19 protein-coding genes are annotated in these 21864 nt (G+C 24.0%); 13 read left to right on the top strand and 6 right to left on the bottom strand.

The features are described from left to right. Positions 1–12 precede the first annotated feature (12 nt). Positions 13–951 (bottom strand): cache domain-containing protein, encoded by a 939-nt coding sequence (locus tag BUA19_RS01590; protein WP_072723121.1) that lies wholly within the window; start codon positions 949–951, stop codon positions 13–15. 101 nt (positions 952–1052) lie between these two features. Here BUA19_RS01590 and BUA19_RS01585 point away from each other — a divergent pair, with 101 nt between their 5' ends. From BUA19_RS01585 to truA, 6 genes are all read left to right on the top strand, one after another. Further along, entirely contained in the window at positions 1053–1454 is a 402-nt protein-coding gene (locus tag BUA19_RS01585; RefSeq protein WP_072723120.1) for a beta/alpha barrel domain-containing protein, read from the top strand. Between the two features lie 61 nt (positions 1455–1515). Next, positions 1516–2406 (top strand): TcaA NTF2-like domain-containing protein, encoded by an 891-nt coding sequence (locus BUA19_RS01580; RefSeq protein ID WP_143145344.1) that lies wholly within the window; start codon positions 1516–1518, stop codon positions 2404–2406. Positions 2407–2431: 25 nt separating this feature from the next. Beyond that, the gene (locus BUA19_RS01575; protein ID WP_072723118.1) at positions 2432–3763 is read left to right on the top strand and encodes a hypothetical protein; all 1332 of its coding nucleotides are present in this window, start codon (positions 2432–2434) and stop codon (positions 3761–3763) included. Between the two features lie 15 nt (positions 3764–3778). Continuing rightward, positions 3779–4465, top strand: a complete 687-nt coding sequence (locus BUA19_RS01570) for a response regulator transcription factor (RefSeq protein ID WP_072723117.1) — start codon at positions 3779–3781, stop codon at positions 4463–4465. A gap of 1 nt (position 4466) precedes the next feature. Further along, entirely contained in the window at positions 4467–5840 is a 1374-nt protein-coding gene (locus tag BUA19_RS01565) for a sensor histidine kinase (protein WP_178137413.1), read from the top strand. Between the two features lie 26 nt (positions 5841–5866). Beyond that, complete coding sequence (gene truA / locus BUA19_RS01560; protein ID WP_072723115.1) at positions 5867–6604, top strand: tRNA pseudouridine(38-40) synthase TruA; 738 nt, start codon at positions 5867–5869, stop codon at positions 6602–6604. Between the two features lie 49 nt (positions 6605–6653). Here truA and BUA19_RS01555 read toward each other — a convergent pair whose 3' ends face one another. Continuing rightward, complete coding sequence (locus BUA19_RS01555) at positions 6654–7034, bottom strand: DUF4363 family protein (RefSeq protein ID WP_072723114.1); 381 nt, start codon at positions 7032–7034, stop codon at positions 6654–6656. A 5-nt stretch (positions 7035–7039) separates the two neighbouring features. Further along, positions 7040–7687, bottom strand: a complete 648-nt coding sequence (locus BUA19_RS01550) for a DUF421 domain-containing protein (RefSeq protein WP_072723113.1) — start codon at positions 7685–7687, stop codon at positions 7040–7042. A gap of 186 nt (positions 7688–7873) precedes the next feature. Here BUA19_RS01550 and miaB point away from each other — a divergent pair, with 186 nt between their 5' ends. The 5 genes from miaB to hfq all read left to right on the top strand — a co-directional run bounded on the left by miaB (position 7874) and on the right by hfq (position 15073). After that, complete coding sequence (gene miaB / locus BUA19_RS01545) at positions 7874–9307, top strand: tRNA (N6-isopentenyl adenosine(37)-C2)-methylthiotransferase MiaB (protein WP_072723112.1); 1434 nt, start codon at positions 7874–7876, stop codon at positions 9305–9307. A 64-nt stretch (positions 9308–9371) separates the two neighbouring features. Then, complete coding sequence (gene mutS, locus BUA19_RS01540) at positions 9372–11987, top strand: DNA mismatch repair protein MutS (protein WP_072723203.1); 2616 nt, start codon at positions 9372–9374, stop codon at positions 11985–11987. Beyond that, a complete protein-coding gene (gene mutL, locus BUA19_RS01535; RefSeq protein ID WP_143145343.1) occupies positions 11984–13831 on the top strand; it encodes a DNA mismatch repair endonuclease MutL in 1848 nt (615 codons plus the stop codon). The genes mutS and mutL overlap by 4 nt, the downstream gene beginning before the upstream one ends. A gap of 12 nt (positions 13832–13843) precedes the next feature. Beyond that, entirely contained in the window at positions 13844–14788 is a 945-nt protein-coding gene (miaA, locus tag BUA19_RS01530) for a tRNA (adenosine(37)-N6)-dimethylallyltransferase MiaA (RefSeq protein WP_072723111.1), read from the top strand. A 39-nt stretch (positions 14789–14827) separates the two neighbouring features. Beyond that, on the top strand, positions 14828–15073 hold the full coding sequence (gene hfq / locus BUA19_RS01525) for an RNA chaperone Hfq (protein WP_072723110.1): 246 nt from the start codon (positions 14828–14830) through the stop codon (positions 15071–15073). Between the two features lie 22 nt (positions 15074–15095). Here the strand turns inward: hfq and BUA19_RS01520 are convergent, their stop codons facing one another. Then, complete coding sequence (locus tag BUA19_RS01520) at positions 15096–16124, bottom strand: tyrosine-type recombinase/integrase (protein WP_084601880.1); 1029 nt, start codon at positions 16122–16124, stop codon at positions 15096–15098. Between the two features lie 155 nt (positions 16125–16279). Here BUA19_RS01520 and BUA19_RS01515 point away from each other — a divergent pair, with 155 nt between their 5' ends. Continuing rightward, the gene (locus BUA19_RS01515; protein WP_072723109.1) at positions 16280–17581 is read left to right on the top strand and encodes a methionine gamma-lyase family protein; all 1302 of its coding nucleotides are present in this window, start codon (positions 16280–16282) and stop codon (positions 17579–17581) included. A gap of 269 nt (positions 17582–17850) precedes the next feature. Further along, entirely contained in the window at positions 17851–19776 is a 1926-nt protein-coding gene (locus BUA19_RS01510) for a type I glutamate--ammonia ligase (RefSeq protein WP_072723108.1), read from the top strand. 36 nt (positions 19777–19812) lie between these two features. Here BUA19_RS01510 and lexA read toward each other — a convergent pair whose 3' ends face one another. Both lexA and BUA19_RS01500 read right to left on the bottom strand, forming a co-directional pair. Beyond that, positions 19813–20436 carry a transcriptional repressor LexA gene (lexA, locus tag BUA19_RS01505; protein WP_242939219.1) on the bottom strand — a complete coding sequence of 208 codons (624 nt, stop codon included), beginning with the start codon at positions 20434–20436 and terminating at the stop codon, positions 19813–19815. Between the two features lie 103 nt (positions 20437–20539). Continuing rightward, positions 20540–21673, bottom strand: a complete 1134-nt coding sequence (locus BUA19_RS01500) for a tyrosine-type recombinase/integrase (protein WP_072723106.1) — start codon at positions 21671–21673, stop codon at positions 20540–20542. Positions 21674–21864: the final 191 nt, after the last annotated feature.

The following is a 21864-nucleotide window of genomic DNA, read 5'->3' as shown; positions in this document are numbered from 1 at the left end:
GTTAGCAAATTTTTATTTTGTATTACTTTCTTCTTGTTCATCATCTTCTGTTGTAGATATTTTAAATTTTGTTTTTAAAATTTTCTGAAAAACTCCAACTAAAACGATTTCTAATGCAGATAATAATTCTCCTGTTGCTATTATTTTATTATTGTTACGATGAACATCATCTGCATCTTGTTCAATTATTAATGTCCAATTATTATAAGGAAGAGCAAAATAAAGTCCATATACAGAAGTGCTTCTATAATCTAAATATGGAGTTTTATTTGAATAATCAATGTTAAGTTTAGTATTTGCAATATCAATTCGTTTTTTACCAATAGCATCTGGTATAAATCTTGATTCAGTTATAAATATTCCCTGTTTATTTACAATATAGCTTTCAGTTGATTCATTCATTAATCTTGAAAATTGCATTATTGTATTTAATGAAGATATATTAATTTTTGAATAAATTATACCTACTATAATGTTATTATTGTATATAGGAACTGCAACTTCTACAAAAGGATTATTTGAAAAAAATATTATATCTGAAAAAGATATGTTTCCAGCCATGGCATCTCTAACATGTTTTTTTTCTTTAAAATTCCTGTTATCATAATTATATCCATATATTACATTAAAATCTTTATCTAATATAAAAATATCCTTATATATATCTCTATTTGTTTTTATATATTCTATAACAGGAGCTAATTTATCTTTCTGAAGATTTTTGACAGATTCTATTTCTCTTAAAAAGTTCATATCATAAACTATTTCGTTAAACCAATCGTTTATTTTTTTTTCTTGCTCTTTTCCTATAGCGTATAAAGATTTAACCGTTAAATCTACTGTAGTTTTTTTATCTATACTTAAAAAAGATATACTAGCCAATACTGTTGGAAGGATAGAAACTACAAGTAAAATTGCAATATGAACATATTTATGATTGTATTTAGGCATGTATATCACCTCTTGGTTTATTTTATTCAATTTAATTTTGAAATGTTAAGCGAATAATATATAATATAAATGAAAAAGTATAAATTACAGGAGGAATAATCTTGAAAAAACTAATATTATTCATATTTATAATAGGATTTTCTATGGGTTTAATTGTGAGTTCTTCTATAAATATCATAAATAATAGAACTATTGATAAACAAAATATAACAAAAAATAAAACAGAAAAAACAAAAATAGAAATGCCTAAAAAAATTGAAACGCCTAAAAATACTATTTCTAAAGAAAACAAAAAAGAAGAATTTATTACTATAGTCATTCAAAATGGATATACTTCAGAGAAAGTTGCAGATATACTTTTAGATAATGGGTTAATACAGCATAAGCAAGATTTTTTAACTTTATTGAAATCTTTAAATTTAAGTTCTAAAATACGAGTAGGAGAAAAAAGTATAAAAAAAGGAATAAGTATGTTAGAAATAATAAATATTATAACAAGTTAGACTGCTGATTAAATTCAGCGGTTTTTTAATTTGATTTTATGGATATGGAGGGTAGATGAAAATGTTAAATAAAAAAATATACAAGCATGTATTTTTAATAAGTGTTATAATAATTTTTGTTTTTAGTGTAAAATTAATCAAAGAAAATACGCACAAATCATCAAAATACATTAATAATATAGAAAATGTAAATCAACAAAAAAATCTAGAATTAACAAATAAATATATTCAAAATAATATTATAGATTTAATAAGAAATTATGAAAATGCCATGGTAAAATCTATAAATAAAAATAATTTTTCTATTGTAGAGCCATATTTAATTCCCAATAGTAATTTATATAAATCACAGAAATATTTAGTAACTAATTTATATAAAAGAAATATTAAAGAGCAATTATTAGATGTTCAAGTTGAAAATATTGAATTTATAAATGGAGTATACAATGTATATGTTTACGAAAAATTCAATATAACATATGGGAAAAAAGGTTCTAAAATTAAAGAATTTAATTACATATATGAAGTTAAAAAAAACAATGAAAAATTAGGATTAAGCGATATTTTTTCAGTTAATGAAAAATTTAATACTTATTCTAAACATTTAGAAAAACAATTTCAAATTAATTACAATAATGAAGATTACTATAAACCCTTAAAAAATATAGATAATGCAAATAAAATATATGAAAATCCGTCTAAATATATAGGGAAAAAAATCGAAATTTCTGGAACGATTATTTATATTAAAGAAAATTTCAATTCTGAAAACATACTTATAAGTAATGGGAAAAATATATTTCATGTGTTTTGTTATAAAAATGTGAAGCATTTTAAAGGAGATAAAGTAATTGTATATGGAAAAATCATAGGAGAAACTAGTGATTATAATATAAATAATATTTCAAAATCTATTCCTTCTATATATGGAAACTATATATATGTATATTAGAATATTTTAACCAAGGAGGAAATATATGTATAAATTATTTAAATGTATAACTTTATTTATATTAACATCTTTATTATTAACAGGATGTTATAAATTTTCAACTCCTGAACAATTAATTCAAAAACCTAAAACAAATAAAGAAAAGGAACTAATAAAAAAATCAATTGAGAAGTTTTTACCTCCTGGAGCTAATCTAACTATTCCTCTTGATTGTAAAGAAGCAGGAGCAATAAATGAGGTTGATATTGATGGAGATAATAAAAATGAAATCATAGCATTTTATGAAGAACAAGAAAAAAGTTTTGAAATAGGATTTATTGTACTGAAAAAAATCAACAACACTTGGGAAATGATGGATTCAATACAAGGAGAGGGTTTTGATATAAGTTATGCTAGTTTTTATGATTTGAACCAAGATGGAAAAAGTGAAATAATAATAAGTTGGGATTATGGTGACTATACTAAAATTCAATCTATATATACTATGGACCAAAATAAAATAAAAAGAGTTTTTAACGGTAAACACATAGGTATAAAAATTGATGATTTGAATAATGACAAAAAATTGGATATTTTCCTTTTTAATTATAATTCTAAAAAATCTATTTTCACTTTAAGTGTATATAATTATAATGTAAATAAATTTAAACTTATAGATAAAATAAATATTTCATCTAATTATGAAGTAAAATATTCTAATATTGAAATTGGAAAAGCTTCTAAAAATAAAAAAGGAGTATTTGTTGATATTCCTTTAAAAACACATAGTGCTTATACAGAGCTTATATTTTTAAATAATAATAAACTTGAAAAAGCTTTTAAAAATTCTATTTCTAAAACTTATCAAATATATCCTGTTGGAAGTAATGATATAGATAATGATGGAATAATAGAAATAGGAGTTTTAACTCAGCCAGTAGGATATGAAAAAGAAGCTTTAGTAAATATACCATGGATTAATACTTGGTATAAATGGGATGAAAAAAAAGAACTGAGTTTTGTTGTTGAAAATTATTACGATTATGATGAAGGTTACAGATTTAATCTGCCGAAAAATTGGAAAGGTAAATTTACTTTAAAAGAATGTATTGTTAAAAATAAAAAAGAAGTAATTTTTTATAGTTTAGAAAAAAATAAAAAAATAGGAAATAAACTTTTAACTATAGTGTATTTTAATAAAAGTAGTTGGAAGGACGAAGAAAGAAAATTAATTGAACAAAATAAAGAGTTTATATATTTAGGTGAAAATAAAAATACAGTTTTTATTGGTTTTTTAAACAACAATTATATAAATAAAAATAAAAGATTTTTTACAACTAAAGAAGATATATATATAAACTTTAAATTGCTATATTAAAATTGGGGTGGTAATATGAGTTTCAAAGTGTTGGTTTTAGAAGATGAAATTGGAATAAGGAGTTTTGTTAGTATTAACTTAAAAAGAGAAGGTTATGAAGTTGTTGAATCATCAAACGGAGAAGAAGCTATAGAAAAAATTAAAAATAATAATATAGATATTGCGTTATTAGATGTTATGCTTCCAGGAATAAGTGGTATAGAAGTATGTAAATTTATAAGAAAAAATTATGAAGATATAGGAATTATAATGCTAACAGCTAAAGGACAAGAAAATGATAAAATAATTGGGTTGAATTCTGGTGCTGATGATTATATAGTTAAACCATTTAGTCCTAAAGAGTTATTAGCTCGAATTGCATCTCTTTTAAGAAGGATAAAAAGACATAGTCAAAGTGAATTAATAGTATGTTCTCCTTTTACTTTAGATTTAAATCAAAGAAAATTATTTAAAGGGAATAAAGAGATAGAAGTTACACCAACTGAATTTTCTATATTAAAATATTTAATGATAAATGAAAGTAAATCTTTAAGTAGAGATGAAATTTTAGATGAGATATGGGGGAAAAATTACATTGGAGATTTAAAAATCGTAGATGTTAATATAAGAAGAATTAGAAGTAAAATTGAAGAAAATCCATCTAATCCTAAATATCTTCAAACAGTATGGGGCCATGGCTATTGCTTTAGAAAGGAAGATTAATTTGAATGGAATAAAGAAAAAAATACTTTTAAATTCATGTATAATAATTTTTATTACTGTTTTTGTTTTAGAATCCTTTTTTATTTTTTATGTTAGGCATTATTATTACAATTCTATTGAATATTATTTGCTAAATAAAGCTAAATTATCGTTTGATTTTTACAATAAATATATGGCTTATTCTCCATTTGAGAATAAAATAAAACACATTTATAAAAATCTCATATCAAAAGACGAAAAAACAAGAATACAAGTTATTGACAACAATGAAAATGTATTGATTGATTCATATGGATTTTATATAAAAGAAAAAATAAACGCTTTAGATGTTAAAGAAGCGTTAAAAGGAAATATGCACGTATTTAAATATAAAGATAATAATACAAAAGAAAATATTATGTCTATATCAATTCCTCTTAAATTTAACGAAAAAACAGAAGGAATATTGAGATATAGTGTTTCAATTGAAAAAATAAATAAAACACTTATTAATATAGAATTAGTTGTTTTTATCGCTGGATTAGCAGTTCTTACTTTTGTTTTAATTTTTAGTCTTCTTTTAGGAAAAAGCATAATTGATCCAATAACTGAACTAAAAAATGCTGCAAAAGAAATGGCTAATGGTAATTACAAAGTGAGACCAAAAAAATTATCAAATGATGAAATAGGAGAACTTGCTCAAACTTTTAGTTATATGGCTGAAGAGATCCAAAAAAGTGAACAAATAAAAAATGAATTTATATCATCTGTATCTCATGAATTACGAACACCTCTTACTTCTATAAAAGGATGGAGTGAAACTCTTTCTTACGGAGGAAGTGAAGAAGAAATTCAAATGGGTCTTAAAATAATACAAGATGAAACAAATAGACTAATTAAGTTAGTAGAAGAATTGCTTGATTTTTCAAAATTACAAGGTAAAAATATTAAAATTAATATAGAAAATGTTAATTTAAAAAATATTTTAGAAGATGTAGTAAATCAATTTAAAGTAAAATCTGATAAAAAAAATATTGATCTTTCATTAAATATTATAAATAATATAAAAGAAATAAAAGGAGATAAAAATAGATTAAAACAGGTTTTTATAAATTTAATTGAAAATTCTTTAAAATTCACAAAATCAAATGGATATATACATATAAGACTTTTTCAAAATGAAAAACACACATTTATAGAAATTGAAGATAATGGAGAAGGAATTGAAAAGCAAAATATAAAAAAAGTAATGAAAAAGTTTTATCAAGAAAACCCTAATAAATCTGGAAGTGGTTTAGGCCTTTCTATATCTTATGAAATAATTAAACTTCATGGTGGGGAAATGGAAATAGAAAGCGAAAAAGGAAAAGGAACTACTGTTAAGATAAAACTTTAAAATTTTAAAAAGGAGTGTATTAAAAAATGAGAAATATAAAACTTACTATTCAATACGATGGTTCAAGATATAAAGGTTGGCAAAGACTTGGTCATACTGATATGACTATACAATCTAAAATAGAGAGTGTACTTTCAAAAATGACAAATGAAAATATAGAGATTATAGGATCGGGAAGAACTGATGTAGGGGTTCATGCAATAAAACAAGTTGCAAATTTTAAAACTAACTCAAATATGTCTACATTACAAATGAAAGAATATTTATACAGATATCTTCCAGAAGATATAGTAATTACAAATGTAGACGAAGTTGAAGAAAGATTTCATTCAAGATACAATGTTGTATCAAAAAAATATATGTATAAAATATATAATAATGAATATCATAATCCTTTTTTAAGAAAATATACTGTACATATACCTAAAAAATTAGATTTAGAATTAATGAAAAAAGCTTCTTCTTTTCTCATTGGAGAACATGATTTTACAAGTTTTAGATCTTCAAAATCTAAGAAAAAATCTAATATAAGAATTATATATTCAATAGAAATAATAAAAAAAGATAAATTAATAGAAATAATTGTTCATGGAAATGGATTTTTATATAACATGGTAAGAATAATTGTAGGAACACTCATAGAGGTAGGACTTAAAAATATACAACCAGAATATGTTAATCACATATTACTTAGCAAAGATAGAAAATTAGCAGGTCCGACAGCTCCAGCTAAAGGATTGTATTTATTAGAAGTAAAATATTAATAATATAAAATATAATAAAAAACACCTATTTTATAAAATAGGTGTTTCTTTACAATATATTTGTCAATTTAATACTTTCTTTTTCTATCATAATTCTAAATATTTCTTTTAATACAGTTATTTCATTAAGAGTTAAATCTACATTTTTTAAATCCATATATGTATTTATTTTTTTTATAATTAAATTTACACTTTCAATCTCTTTGCGGTCTATAATCAAGTCTAAAGTATTTTTTATATTAACCCATTTCTCTTTCATTTTTAAAAATTCATTTTGAGAATTTTTCCAATCATTGTTTTTTATATTTTTACTCATTATATTTAAAGAATGTATAAAGTCTAAGGAATTATTTTCAATATATTTATACGAAAAAAACCACCCTCCAATTACGAAAATAATCATTATGAATACAGAAATAACAGATTTCATAAAAATTACTCCTTTTTTTGAACAAATAAATTTTTATTTTTATCTATATAACAAAAAAATACATCTTCAATATCATTGATTCTTTGTTTTTTTAATTCATTTTTGAGCCATAAAGTATCTTTGTTTATTTTTTTAAGACCTTCGTAATCTATATGTCCATCAATAATAAGCGATATAGGTAATCCTTCAACAGAAGTTGTTTTTTCTTCTGTTGTTTTTGGTATTACTGTTAAATCTCCACTAGTTTCAAGTATTGCATATTCAATATCTTTAATAACAGGATGGTTTTTAATTCTCAATTGTTCGATTAAATCATTCATATTAATTCTAAGATTTTTAAGTTCTTTTTCATTGATTACTCCTTTATTAATTAATATACTCGGTTTTCCACAAATAATTTTTCTTGCTTTTTCACTTTTTAAATTTAAATATGAAATAATTATTTGAGCAAATAATATTGTAATTATAGCAACAATTCCATTGATTAAAGGTAATCGCACATCTTCCATAGGAAGTGCAGCAAGTTCAGCTATCATTAATGTAACAACTAATTCAAAAGGTTGCATTTCAGACAATTCGCCTTTACCCATAATCCTCATACTAATTAATACAAATGTGTATAAAATTAAAGTTCTTATTAATATGATAATCATTTATAATATCTCCTCAAAATATAATTTTGATAATTAGATTTTTTCCATATAATATTTTTTTATTCTACATCGTTATTAAAAAACTAAAAAATTTATTATCTTCTTTTTTATGTATACTTTTGATATAATAAGTTTTGAATTTAAAAAAACAGATAAAAGATTAATTAGAATCAAGGAGGAATTATAGTGAGTGAAAGAAAACAAGTATATGTTCCCATAGAAAAAATAAGAGAACAAGATAAATATATAAAAATTATTAGAGAACAAAATGATAGATATTTTTCAATTACAGGAAAAAGAAAAAAACATCTCATTGTAACATATGGTTGTCAAATGAATGAACATGATTCTGAAAAGTTAGATGCTACACTTATAAAAATGGGGTATGAAAAAACAAATGAAATAAATGAAGCAGATATTATAATATATAATACCTGTGCAGTAAGAGAAAATGCTGAACTTAAAGTATATGGCAATTTAGGTCACTTAAAAACTTTAAAACAGAAAAATCCAAATCTTGTAATAGCCGTATGTGGATGTATGATGCAACAACCTCATGTTGTAGAAGAAATAAAGAAAAAATATAATCATGTTAACTTAGTATTCGGAACGCATAATATATATATATTCCCACAACTTCTTTCTAAATCTTTACAAGCTGACGAAATATTAATTGATGTTTGGGATGTGGATGGAGAAATTATAGAAGGTCTTGAAAGTAATAGGAAATATGAAATTAAAGCGTTTGTAAATGTAACATATGGATGTAATAATTTTTGTACTTATTGTATAGTTCCTTATACAAGAGGAAGAGAGAGAAGCCGAAAGCCAGAAGATATAATAAATGAAGTTAAAGAACTAGCTCAAAGAGGAACTAAAGAAATAACACTTCTTGGTCAAAATGTAAATTCATATGGAAATACTTTGGATATAAATTATTCATTTGCAGATCTTTTAAGAGATTTAGATAAAATAGAAGGAATAGAAAGAATAAGATTTATGACTTCTCATCCTAAAGATTTATCAGATGATCTTATATATGCAATGAGAGATTGTAAAAAAGTATGTGAATTTTTACATCTTCCTGTTCAAGCCGGAAGTACTAGAGTTTTAAAAGAAATGAATAGAAAATATACTAAAGAAGATTATCTTTCTTTAGTAGAAAAAATAAAAAAAGAAATACCGGATATAGCTTTATCAACTGATATAATGGTTGGTTTCCCTGGTGAAACTGAAGAAGATTTTTTGGATACATTAGATGTTGTTGAAAAAGTTAGATATGATTCGGCATTTACTTTTATATATTCTATAAGAAAAGGTACTCCTGCTGCTAAAATGGAAAATCAAATACCAGATGATATAAAGCATGAAAGATTTAATCGACTTGTAGAACTTGTTAATAATATAAGTAAAGAAAAAAATATGAAATACAAGGACAAAATAGTAGAAGTTTTGGTTGAAGGTCAAAGTAAAACGGATGCTAATAAACTTACTGGTAGAACAAGACAAAACAAATTGGTTAATTTTGAAGGAAATAAAAATTTGATAGGAAAACTTGTAAATGTAAAAATAACAGAAGTTAAGACATTTTCTTTAAATGGAATTGTTGTTGAAGAATAGCACTCAAAATTTGAGTGCTATTCTTCTAAAGATTGGGGGTTTTAAATTGAAAAAAGTAACACCGATGATGAGACAGTATTTAGAAATTAAAAAAAATTATAAAGATAGTATATTATTTTTTAGACTTGGAGATTTTTATGAAATGTTTTTTGAAGATGCAATTATTGCATCACGAGTTTTAGAAATAGCTTTAACAGGAAGGGATTGTGGCCTTGAAGAACGAGCTCCTATGTGTGGAGTTCCTTATCATTCTTCTAATTCGTATATTTCTAAATTAATTGAAAATGGATATAAAGTTGCAATATGCGAACAAGTAGAAGATCCATCAACTTCTAAAGGAATTGTAAAAAGAGAAGTAATAAGAGTTATAAGTCCTGGAACTGTAATGGAAGAAAATTTACTTGATAATAAGAAAAATAATTATTTAATGTCTATTTATAAAAACAATGATAAATTAGGTGTTTCATATATAGATATAACAACTGGAGATTGTTATGCAACAATTATAGAAGAACAAAATTTAATAGAAGAAATAGCTAAAGTTCAACCAAGAGAAATAATTTATAGTGATGATGTTTTAAATCAAAAGTTAGATAAAATATCTATTTTAAATAATATATATTTAAACAAAAAATCTAGTTGTTATTATTCTTTAGATGAAGATATATTATTTAAATATTTTACAAAAGAATATATTGAAAAATTAAATTTATTAAACACTGTTGAAATTAAGTACAGTCTTATAGGTCTTTTAAATTATATATTTAATACTCAAAAACAAATAACATCTAATATAAATAATATAAATATATATAAGTCTAAAGATTATATGTCAATTGATATATTTACAAGAACTAATTTGGAACTTACTCAAACATTGAGAAATAAACAAAAAAAAGGCTCTTTATTATATGTTTTAGATAAAACTAATACAGCCATGGGTGGACGACTTTTAAGAAAATGGATTGAACAACCTTTAGTAAATAAAGAAAAAATAGAAAAAAGACTTAATTTAATTGAAGAAATAAAAGATAATTTTAATCTCAGAGAAGATATATCAGAAGAATTAAAAAATATATATGATATAGAAAGACTTTGTGGAAAAATTGCTTTTGAAAAGATAAATCCTAAAGAAATGATTAGTTTAAAAGAATCCATAGAAAAAATACCTAACGTAAAAAATATACTCTTAAACTCTGATACTAAGCATATAAAAAGTTTAGCAAATGAAATAGATGAATTAAAAGATATACATTTATTAATAGATAATTCAATACTAAATGAACCTTCTATTACATTAAAAGATGGAAATATAATTAAATCTAGCTTTGATGAAAGAGTAAAAAATTTAAGAGAATTAACTACTAATGGAACTTATCTGATAAAAGAAATAGAGACTAGAGAAAAAGAAAAAACTGGTATTAAATCTTTGAAAATTGGATTTAACAAAGTATTTGGATATTATATAGAAATAACTAAAGCAAATTTAAAACAATTTCAAGTTCCAAGTAATTATATTAGAAAACAAACTTTAAGTAATTCTGAAAGATTTATCACTGATGAACTCAAACAAATTGAAGAAAAAATATTAAATGCAGAAGAAAAAATAAAAGAATTAGAGTATGAATTATTTATAAACATTAGAACTGAAGTTTATAAGAATATAAATAGAATTCAAAAAGTTGCAAAGATAATAGCTTATATAGATGTTTTAAATTGTTTTGCAAAAGTTGCATATGAAAATAATTACTGCAAACCTAATATAAATACATCTGGTAAACTTTCTATATTAAATGGAAGACATCCGGTTGTTGAAAGTATAATAGGAGAAGAAAATTTTGTTCCAAATGATACTGAACTTGATACAGATAATTTTAAAATTGGAATAATAACTGGTCCTAATATGGCTGGAAAATCTACTTATATGAGACAAGTTTCTTTAATTACTTTGCTTGCACATATAGGATCATTTGTTCCTGCTCAAAATGCTGATATTCCAATAGTTGATAGGATATTTACTAGAGTTGGCGCCAGTGATGATTTATCACAAGGTCAAAGTACTTTTATGGTTGAAATGACTGAAGTATCTCATATACTAAAAAATGCAACAAAAAATAGTCTAGTAATACTTGATGAAATAGGTAGAGGTACTAGCACTTATGATGGATTAAGTCTTGCATGGGCAATTGTTGAATATATAAATGAAAAAATAGGATGTAAAACTTTATTTGCAACTCATTATCATGAACTCACTGAACTTGAAAATAAATTTAAGGGAATAAAAAATTATTGTGTTGCTGTTGAAGAAAAAGGAGAAGATATTATATTCCTCAGAAAAATAATAAGAGGTGGTTCTGATCAAAGTTATGGAATACATGTAGCTAAACTTGCAAATTTACCATGTGAAATTATAAAAAGAGCAAATGAAATTTTAAAAGATTTAGAAAAAAATGATATAATTGAGAAAAATATCAATTCTTCTGAAGTTGCTATAACTAATCAAAATTTTTCTGATAAAAATGAAGAGTTAAAACAGATAAATTTTTTAAATTATGAAAAAGAAAATATATTAAAAGAAATTAAATCATTAAACATTATAAATATGACTCCTATTGAGGCTATGAATGTACTTTACAATCTTCAAAATAAAGTAAAAGCAATTGGAGATGATACGCTTTGATAAAAAAAATAAATTTACTAGATGAATATACTGTAAATAAAATTGCTGCAGGAGAAGTTGTCGAAAGACCTTCTTCTGTAGTAAAGGAATTGATTGAAAACTCTATAGATGCAAATTCTAGTAAAATAACTATTGAAATACAAGATGGAGGAAAAAATTTTATAAGAATTACTGACAATGGCCATGGCATTCCTTCAGAAGAAGTAGAGAAATCATTTTTAAGGCATGCTACTAGTAAAATTTCAAAAATAGATGATTTATATTCTTTAAATTCTTTGGGATTTAGAGGTGAGGCTTTAGCTAGTATTGCTTCAGTATCTAAAATTGATTTGATAACTAAAACAAATAATGAAAGAATAGGAACAAAAATTTGTCTTGAAGGTGGAAATATAATAAATAAAGAACCAATAGGCAGTTCAGTAGGTACTACTATTATAGTTAAAGATTTATTTTTTAATACTCCTGCAAGAAAAAAATTTTTAAAATCTTCAACTGCTGAAACTATAAGTATAACTGATATGATAAACAAACTCGCTATTGGAAATTACAGTATTCAATTTAAATATATAAACAATAATAAAATTATGTTAACTACTCCCGGTGATAACAGTCTGCAAAATGCAATAAGAAGTATATATGGAAAAAATATAGCTAATAATTTAATTCCGATATCTATAAATTCTGAACATTTAAACATTACCGGATTTATAGGAAATAACAGTATATATAGAAATAATAAAACACTCCAACATGTATATGTAAATAAAAGATATGTAAAAAGTAAATTAATATTAAATGCCATATATGAAGCGTATAAAGGCATAATACCTATTAACAAACACGCTATATGTTTTTTGAATTTAGAAATAAATCCTAAAAAAATAGATGTAAATATACATCCTACTAAACTTGAAATTAAATTTGAAGATGAACAATATATATTTAATCTTATTAAAAATGAAATCAATAAATCTCTTTTAAATTCGACTTTAATACCTGAATATCAAAGACAAAATTCTAATTTAGAAAGTAAAAATAAAATTAAAACAAGCAATATAATAAATACAGATGATTTATTAAGAAATTTTAATATTAATAAAATAGAAAATAAAATTGAAAAAAATAATGATAAAAAATCTAAAATTATTGAAGAACAAATAAAAATAGATAACATTAAAGAAAATAGTGAAATATATAAAAATAAAACAACTAATAATATAATAAACAGCAAATGTACAAAACAAAAAGAAATTAATAAAATTGACAAGAAAATACCTGATTTTAATGTTATAGGAACATTATTTAATACTTATATTATATGTCAGGAACAAGATTCATTATTTTTAATTGATCAACATGCAGCTCACGAAAGAATACTTTATGAAAAATACATGGAAAAATTTTATAACGAAACTATATCAAGTCAAATATTGCTAGAACCTATAATTCTAGAATTATCAAATAAAGACATGTTAATTATAGAAGATAAATTGAATATATTTAAAAAATTTGGTTTTGAAGTTGAATTATTTGGGAATAATTCTATTGTAATAAGATCGGTTCCAAATATGTTTGGAGTTCCTGAATCTGAAAAATTTATATTAGATATAATAGATAATTTAAATGAGTTATTAAATAACTATGCTCTTAAAAAAGAAAAAATAGCATCAATAGCTTGCAAAAGCGCTATTAAAGCTTATGATAATATACAAGATATAGAGATTAATAAACTTATAAGTGATTTAAAAAAATGTAATAATCCTTTTACTTGTCCTCATGGAAGACCTATAATAGTTGAAATGAAAAAATATGAAATAGAAAAAATGTTTAAAAGAATTATTTAGAAGGGGGAAAAAATGAATAAAATACCTTTGATAATTATTGCAGGACCTACTGCTGTTGGTAAAACAAGTTTATCAATAGAAATAGCTAAAAATTTTAATACAGATATAATTTCAGCAGATTCAATGCAAATATATAAATATATGGACATTGGAACTGCTAAAATTACAAAAGAAGAAATGCAAGGTATAAAACATTATTTAATTGATGAAATTACTCCTGATGTTGAATTTTCGGTAGCGGAATTTCAAAATAGAGCAAAACGATATATAAATGAAATATATTCAAATAAAAAAATTCCTTTAGTAGTAGGAGGAACTGGACTTTATATAAATTCTTTAATTTACAATATGGATTTTACTTCTACTAAATCAAATAACGAATTGAGAAATGAGCTGCAAAGAGAAGTAGAAAAATATGGTGTAGAATATCTTCATGAAAAATTAAAAGAATTAGATCTTGAAAGTGCATTGAGAATACACCCTAATAATGTAAAAAGGGTTATAAGAGCTATTGAAGTTTGTTTAAATGGTAAAGATAAAATAGGAGATTTTAAAAAAGATTTGAAAATTAATACAAATTACCATCCGATATTTATTGTACTTAATAGAGATAGAAATATACTTTATGAAAGAATAAATAAAAGAGTAGATATTATGATAAATTCAGGTCTTATAGAAGAAGTAAAAAAACTTATAAATATGGGGTATACTGAAGATATGACGTCTATGAAAGGTATTGGTTATAAAGAAATAATAAAATATCTAAAAGGAGAATATTCTTTAGATGAAGCTATATATATTATAAAAAGAGACAGCAGAAGATATGCAAAAAGGCAAATAACATGGTTTAAAAGGTATGATATTGCAAATTGGTTTAATTTAGATGAATATAAAGATTTAAGTGAAATAAAATCATCAATTTTATCTTTCATAGAAGGAAAATTGAAAGTTTTATAGAATATTAATTAAGATTCCAAAGATATAGGAGGGGTAACAGTGAAAAACAATGCATTAAACCTACAAGATTTATTTTTAAATCAAGCAAGAAAAGAAAAAATAGGTATAACTATATTTTTAATGAATGGAGTTCAATTAAAAGGATTAGTAAGAGGATTTGATAGTTATATAATAATTCTTGAAAATGAAGGAAAACAACAAATGATTTATAAACATGCTATATCTACAATAATACCAAATAAAAATATAAATTTAATTAATAACAATCAAGCAACTAATAAATAATAAAGGAGTGCATAGCACTCCTTTATATTATGTTTTTTAAATCTAATTTATATTCTTTTAATGTATTTTTTAAATCTTCTATTTTTATATGTGTATATATTTGTGTTGTTGATATAGATGAATGTCCTAAAAGTTCTTGAACTCTTCTAATGTCTGCACCGTTTTTTATCAAATGAGTAGCAAATGTATGTCTTAATTTGTGAGGTGTAATATCTTTGTTCAAATTAGCACTTTTGGAATATTTTTTTACAAGCATTTGGATTCCTCTGGTAGTTATTCTATATTTTTTGCTTGATATAAATAGAGCATTTGTTTGTGCTTTAATTTTTATTCTTTCTTTATAATAATCGTATAGATATTTTAAACTTCCTTGTAACAATTCTTCTTTAATCAAAGGTATTTTTCTTTCTTTGTTTCCTTTACCTATTATTGATAAAATTTCGTGCTTTATGGCATAGTCTAAATCATTTAAATTGATATTGACAATTTCTGAAACTCTAAGTCCGCTGTAAAGCATTAAAGAAAATATGCTTAAATTTCTAAGTTTATAAAAATTATTAGTTTCTTTTTTTATGCAATTAAAAAATTTTTTTATTTCATCTTTTTCTAAATAAACAGGAGTTGTTTTTTTATTTTTTATTTTGCTTTTAATCACTTCTTCTTTTATTATAGGGTTTTGTCTTTCTAAGATTATTCCTTGTTCTATTAAATATTTAAAAAATAAATCAAGAACCATTTTTTTGCGGATAATAGACTTATGCGAATTCTTTTTTTCAGTTTCTAGATATGTATAAAAACGAGTAAGGTTTATAGGGCGAATATCAGAGAGATATTCAATACCATTATAGTTTAATACTATATAATCAAAAAACGTCTTTAAATCGAAATAATAAGCTTTTATAGTGTTTATAGATTTTTGAGCTGAAATTAAAGCATCAATAAACACTTCAAAACTATCCTTAAATTCCATTGGATAATTGTTTAAATTACAAGGAAATAATTTTCTTCTAAGATGTAAGTTTTTTATTAAATCTTCTATTGTATATTTCATAACATCTCTCCTTTATTTAATATATAACTTCGCATAAGGTATCTTATGCGAAGTTATATATTAAATTATATACTACATTATAAAAAAATTGAATATAATTTTTCTTTATGATAAAATCCTAATGTTGCAATAATATTTTAAAGTAGGTGATATAAGTGCTTAATGAAACAAAAGATATACTTTTAAATTTTTATAATATTGATGATAAAATCCTCAAATTATCTGAAACTATAGAAAATGAAATCGAAGATCAATTTAAAAAAATCGATTATGTAAGAGAATACAATCAATATAAGGTTTTAAGCGCGATGCAAAAAGCAAAACTTAGCGATATACATTTTAATTGGACTACAGGATATGGTTATAATGATATAGGAAGAGAAAAAGTAGAAGAAATATATTCTTATATATTTAACACTGAAGATGCAATAGTAAGACCTATTATAGTCAATGGAACTCATGCTTTGTCTTTATGTATAAGCGGAATTGTAAGACCAGGAGATGAAATACTATCTGTTACAGGTAAACCATACGACACTTTAGAAGAAGTTATAGGAATTAGAGAGTCGAAAGGTTCTTTAAAAGAATTTGGGGTTACATATAAACAAGTAGATTTTTTAGATAATGGCGATCCAGATTATGATAATATAAAAAATAGTGTAAATGAAAAAACTAAACTTGTTTTAATACAAAGATCTAAAGGATATAGTTGGAGGAAATCTTTAACTATAGAAGATATAGAAAAGATAATAAAAACTGTAAAATCTATAAGAGAAGATGTAATAGTTATGGTAGATAATTGTTATGGTGAATTTTTAGAAACCAAGGAACCTACAGATGTTGGCGCTGATATTATGGCGGGTTCTTTAATAAAAAATCCTGGAGGAGGACTTGCTCTAACAGGGGGATATATAGTAGGTAGGAAGGAATTGGTTGAATTAATATCTTTTAGACTTACTTCTCCTGGCATAGGAAAAGAATGTGGACTTACTTTTGGAACAACACGAACTGTACTTCAAGGATTGTTTTTAGCCCCTTATATAGTATCTCAAGCTTTAAAAGGTGCAATATTTTGTGCTAGATTTTTTGAAAAATTAGGATATACAGTTCTTCCAAAATACAACGAGGTAAGAAGTGATATAATACAAAGTATAAAATTAAAAAACGCTGATGAAGTAATATCTTTTTGCAAAGGAATTCAATATGCTGCTCCTGTAGATTCTTTTGTTAGTCCTGAGCCATGGGCTATGCCGGGATATGATAGTGATGTAATTATGGCAGCAGGAGCGTTTGTCCAAGGATCTTCTATAGAGCTTAGCGCTGATGCTCCTATCAAACCTCCATATATTGTTTATTTTCAAGGAGGGCTTACATATACTCATTCTAAATTTGGAGTTTTAAAAGCTTTATCTCAAATGATAAACGATAATAATTTTAATAGTGACAATATTTTATAGGTAATACAATATTTTTAAGCATTAAAGCATAGATACGCTTTAATGCTTTTTTTATAATAAAACAGTATTTATTAAATATATTATTTTTTAAATCTTTACAAATGTCAAAATATATAATATAATTTCAATATTAATAATCGCAAATATCTTAATTATATTATGCTTTATCTGATCATTATACATATTATAACGAATTATATCTTTAAAAAGTATAATATAATTCACATTTTAATTTGATGCCGTATAAATCATATAAGGGAGGACATACTATGTTAAAAGAATTTAAAAAAGGTTTTTTATCTAATCTAGTATACTTTATACCTAAAAGTAATCATAATCCAACTGATATTAAACAAATTCTTACTTCTCATCCAGAAATTCAATTCGTATCATTAATGGGTGTAGATTTAAGAGGAAATGATACAGATGAAAAAATTCCTGTAAAAACTTTTTTAGATGATATAGACAAATTTCTTGAATTTGGAATACAAACAGATGGCTCTAGTGTTGTTCTTCATAATATTGCTACATTAAACGATGCAAAAGTAGATATTCTTCCAGATAAAAGTGTAAACTGGTTTGTAGATTATAATTTTGAAAATTTAGATGATAAAACAGGACTTCCTGTAGGAACTCTGAGAATACCTTCTTTTTTAGTTCATAACAATAAAATGGTTTGCTCAAGATCGATATTAAAAAAATCAATTGATAATTTCAAAAATAAAATATTAAATTTATTGTCTGAAAATAAATATGTTTTAAAAACTGTAGGAATTGATAATTTTCAAGATATAGAAGAAGTACTTCTTACTTCAGCTACAGAACTTGAATTTTGGGTTAAAACTCCTGAAAATAAAGCTGATGAAGAAAAGCTTTCTACTTCTCAAAATTTAAAAGAACAATATTGGAAAAGAACTCAAGGAATAGTTAGGACTGCACTTGAAAAAACAATATGGCTTATAGAAAAATATGGAGTCAACCCTGAGATGGGTCACAAAGAAGTTGGAGGTATTAGATCAACTATAGGTGTAACTGGCAAATCGAAACATGTTCTTGAACAACTTGAAATAGATTGGCAATATAGCAATGCTTTACAAGCTGCAGATAACGAACTGATTATAAGAAATTTAGTTACAGATGTATTTCAAAGCCATGGCCTTGAAGTTAGTTTTTTAGCAAAGCCAATTGAAGGAGTAGCCGGAAACGGAGAACATACTCATTTAGGAGTTGCAGTTAAACTTACAAGCGGAAAAATAATAAATTTATTTTCTCCAATTGATATGAAAAAAGAATACTTAAGTCCTATTGGTTTTGGAGCATTAATGGGAATACTTAAAAACTACGAGGTAGTAAATCCTTTTGTAACATCATCAAATGATGCTTTAAACAGATTGAAACCTGGATTTGAAGCTCCTGTTTGCATAGTATCTTCTCTTGGAAAAAGTACAGAAATTCCTTCGAGAAATAGATCAATTTTAGTTGGTTTAATAAGAGATATAGAAAATCCTTTAGCTACTAGATTTGAACTTAGAGCTCCAAATCCTTTATCAAATACTTATTTAGTACTAGCAGCATCATACCAAACTATGCTTGATGGTATAAAATATTCTTTGAAAAATCAAAAAACATCTAAAGAATTAGAAATTGAATTTTCTAAAAAACCTGGAGAAAAAAGTGGTTATTTAGAAATTAACAGGCAATATAGAAGTGAAGAAGATGTATTTGAATTTTATACAGAAGAAGAGAGAAATGAATTATTCGGTTTACCGCCTAAAACAGTATGGGATAATGCTAAAAATTTAGATTTATGTAAAGAAAAAAGAGAAGTATTAATAGAAGGAAATGTATTCTCATGTGAAATAGTAAATTCTTTTAAAGAGTCAATAATAGATCAATGGTTAACAGAATTAAAAGATAGAATTTTAGGAGAAAATATGGAAATAATAAGATCTTGTAAAAAACTTCATAATCACGAAAATGTATCTGATTTAGATGTCGTTACTTGGGAACAAATATATCAATTGAAATGTTATTTAATGAAAGATAAAATAAATCAAAAATCTTTATTTACTAAAATAAGAAATGCAATTGATGATAAAAATTATGATTTGGTATCCATTCTTCAAATAGAAATGAATGAAAAAATAAAAGAATTAAAAGAACTCTATTCTGTTTATAAGAGAAATTTATTTTAAAAAAAAGACATGGGCTATTTTATCCATGTCTTTTTTTTATTTTATAATTCTAAAAACACCTTTTACAACTCCAAGTATTTTAACATTATCTAAATATATAGATTTCATATAAGGATTTTCAGGTTGTAATCTTACTTTATCTTTTTCTTTAAAAAATCTTTTAACGGTAGTTTCATTATCTTCTGTTAAAGCAACTATAATTTCTCCATTTTCAGCAACGGATTTTTTATTAACAATAATATAATCTCCATCTAATATACCCGCGTTTATCATACTATCTCCTTTTACTTTTAGCATGAAATTATTATTTCCTTCTATAAAATTAGCTGGTAAAGGAATTATATCTTCTATATTTTCTATAGCTAAAATAGGATCACCCGCAGTAACACTTCCAACCAAAGGAATATCTATTGTTTCTTTTTTGCTAAAAAAATTTTCATTGTTAAAATCTAAAATTTCAATAGCTCTCGGTTTGGTAGGATCTTTTCTTATATATCCTTTTTTTTCTAATTTATTTAGATGAGAGTGTACTGTAGAAGTTGACTTCAAATTTACTGCACTACATATTTCTCTAACAGAAGGTGGATATCCTTTTTTATTTATTTGTAATTTAATAAAATTTAGTATTTCTATTTGCTTTTCAGTTAAATTTGAATACACTTTTGAAATTCCTCCCATTTCTTAAATATAACTTCATTATATCATTAGCACAATAAAAACGCAAACATTCGTTCTTTAAAGTGTTTACATAATTGCATTAATGTTAATCTTCGTTTTTAATTTCGTCATCTAACCATTCGAAGTTTTTGACAATTTCTCTTTTTACATTTTTTTTATGAGCAGCGTAGAGTTGAGTGGTAGTCACATTATCATGATCTAATAAATTTTGAACATCATATATAGAAAATCCATATTGAATTAACGAAGTTGCAGACGTTGCCCTTAATTTATGAGGACTATAGCCGTTTTTTCTTGATATTTGCATAGCTATAGAAGTGTATTTTTTAACCAATTCTCTTATAGCTCTTATGGTTATTCTTTTATTTTGAAGAGATAAAAATAAAGCATCTTTATGTTCATCATCTATCAATTCTGAATTTGGTCTTTCGTTGTTTATATAGTTTTTTATAACTAATTCACAAGTTTTATTAAGTGGCATTAAAACTTCTTTTCCTCTTTTTCTAAATATTTTAAATTCTCCTCTTGAAAAATTAAAAGAAGATATATTAAGTTCCCTAAGCTCGCTAAGTCGCAATCCATATGTTACAAATAAAATTAATATTGCTTTATCTCTAAGTTTTGTTTTTTTCCAATAAATTTTTTCTTTTTCAGTTAAACCTTCACCAGTTTCAACTGCATCTAACATTTTTGCAACTTCATCAACTTCTAATCTCTTTATTGCATCAGGCTGAGGTTTTGGAAGTTTTATAGGGTTAAATCCATCTGTTATATTTTGTTTTATTTGTTCATTTCTATATAAAAACTTAAAAAGAGAAGATAACGATGATTTTTTTCTGGCTAAAGCTCTATTATGATTTTCGAATATTAAAACATCTTTTTCTGTTTTTTTATAATAACGAGAGCAATAATCTCCTAAAAACAAGTTTATATCTCTTGCTTTTATGTTATCAAATTCATCTATAGTTATATCTTTAAGTGTTTTTGCTTTTGTTAGATTAGTTTCTGAAATTAAATATTTACAAAAAAACGATATATCTTCTATATAAGCTAAGCGAGTAGAGGTTACTACAGCACTTTTTAAATAAATAAAAAAATCTTTCATAAAATCAGGAAGCTCATTTTCAAGTTTAATACATTTTTCTATTAAATTGTTTTCTTTTAAAACTATATTATATGGTTTATCAGATTTATTATGTATTTTTAACGTTTTATTCATTTAAAACACTCCTTTTTATTACATTCATATAATAGCAATTTTTATTATGGAAAACAACTAATATTTAAATTTCGAACATTATATTATTCGTTCAAATTATAACCTCGGTAATTTTCGATAAAATACCGAATTTTATCATTTTATAATTAAATAATATTCGTGTTTACGGTAAAGTTTATATTTGTAATAAA

The organism is Tepidibacter thalassicus DSM 15285 (genome assembly GCF_900129915.1).
In the GTDB taxonomy this organism is placed as follows: domain Bacteria; phylum Bacillota; class Clostridia; order Peptostreptococcales; family Peptostreptococcaceae; genus Tepidibacter; species Tepidibacter thalassicus.
This window is presented reverse-complemented; position numbering and strand designations above follow the sequence as displayed.

Excerpts from the sequence above, each read along its gene's own strand:
- BUA19_RS01590 (WP_072723121.1), bottom strand. The coding sequence starts at position 951 with ATGCCTAAATACAATCATAAATATGTTCATATTGCAATTTTACTTGTA.
- BUA19_RS01580 (WP_143145344.1), top strand. The coding sequence starts at position 1,516 with ATGTTAAATAAAAAAATATACAAGCATGTATTTTTAATAAGTGTTATA.
- BUA19_RS01575 (WP_072723118.1), top strand. The coding sequence starts at position 2,432 with ATGTATAAATTATTTAAATGTATAACTTTATTTATATTAACATCTTTA.
- BUA19_RS01570 (WP_072723117.1), top strand. The coding sequence starts at position 3,779 with ATGAGTTTCAAAGTGTTGGTTTTAGAAGATGAAATTGGAATAAGGAGT.
- truA (WP_072723115.1), top strand. The coding sequence starts at position 5,867 with ATGAGAAATATAAAACTTACTATTCAATACGATGGTTCAAGATATAAA.
- BUA19_RS01555 (WP_072723114.1), bottom strand. The coding sequence starts at position 7,034 with ATGAAATCTGTTATTTCTGTATTCATAATGATTATTTTCGTAATTGGA.
- BUA19_RS01550 (WP_072723113.1), bottom strand. The coding sequence starts at position 7,687 with ATGATTATCATATTAATAAGAACTTTAATTTTATACACATTTGTATTA.
- mutS (WP_072723203.1), top strand. The coding sequence starts at position 9,372 with ATGATGAGACAGTATTTAGAAATTAAAAAAAATTATAAAGATAGTATA.
- miaA (WP_072723111.1), top strand. The coding sequence starts at position 13,844 with ATGAATAAAATACCTTTGATAATTATTGCAGGACCTACTGCTGTTGGT.
- BUA19_RS01520 (WP_084601880.1), bottom strand. The coding sequence starts at position 16,124 with ATGAAATATACAATAGAAGATTTAATAAAAAACTTACATCTTAGAAGA.
- BUA19_RS01510 (WP_072723108.1), top strand. The coding sequence starts at position 17,851 with ATGTTAAAAGAATTTAAAAAAGGTTTTTTATCTAATCTAGTATACTTT.
- BUA19_RS01500 (WP_072723106.1), bottom strand. The coding sequence starts at position 21,673 with ATGAATAAAACGTTAAAAATACATAATAAATCTGATAAACCATATAAT.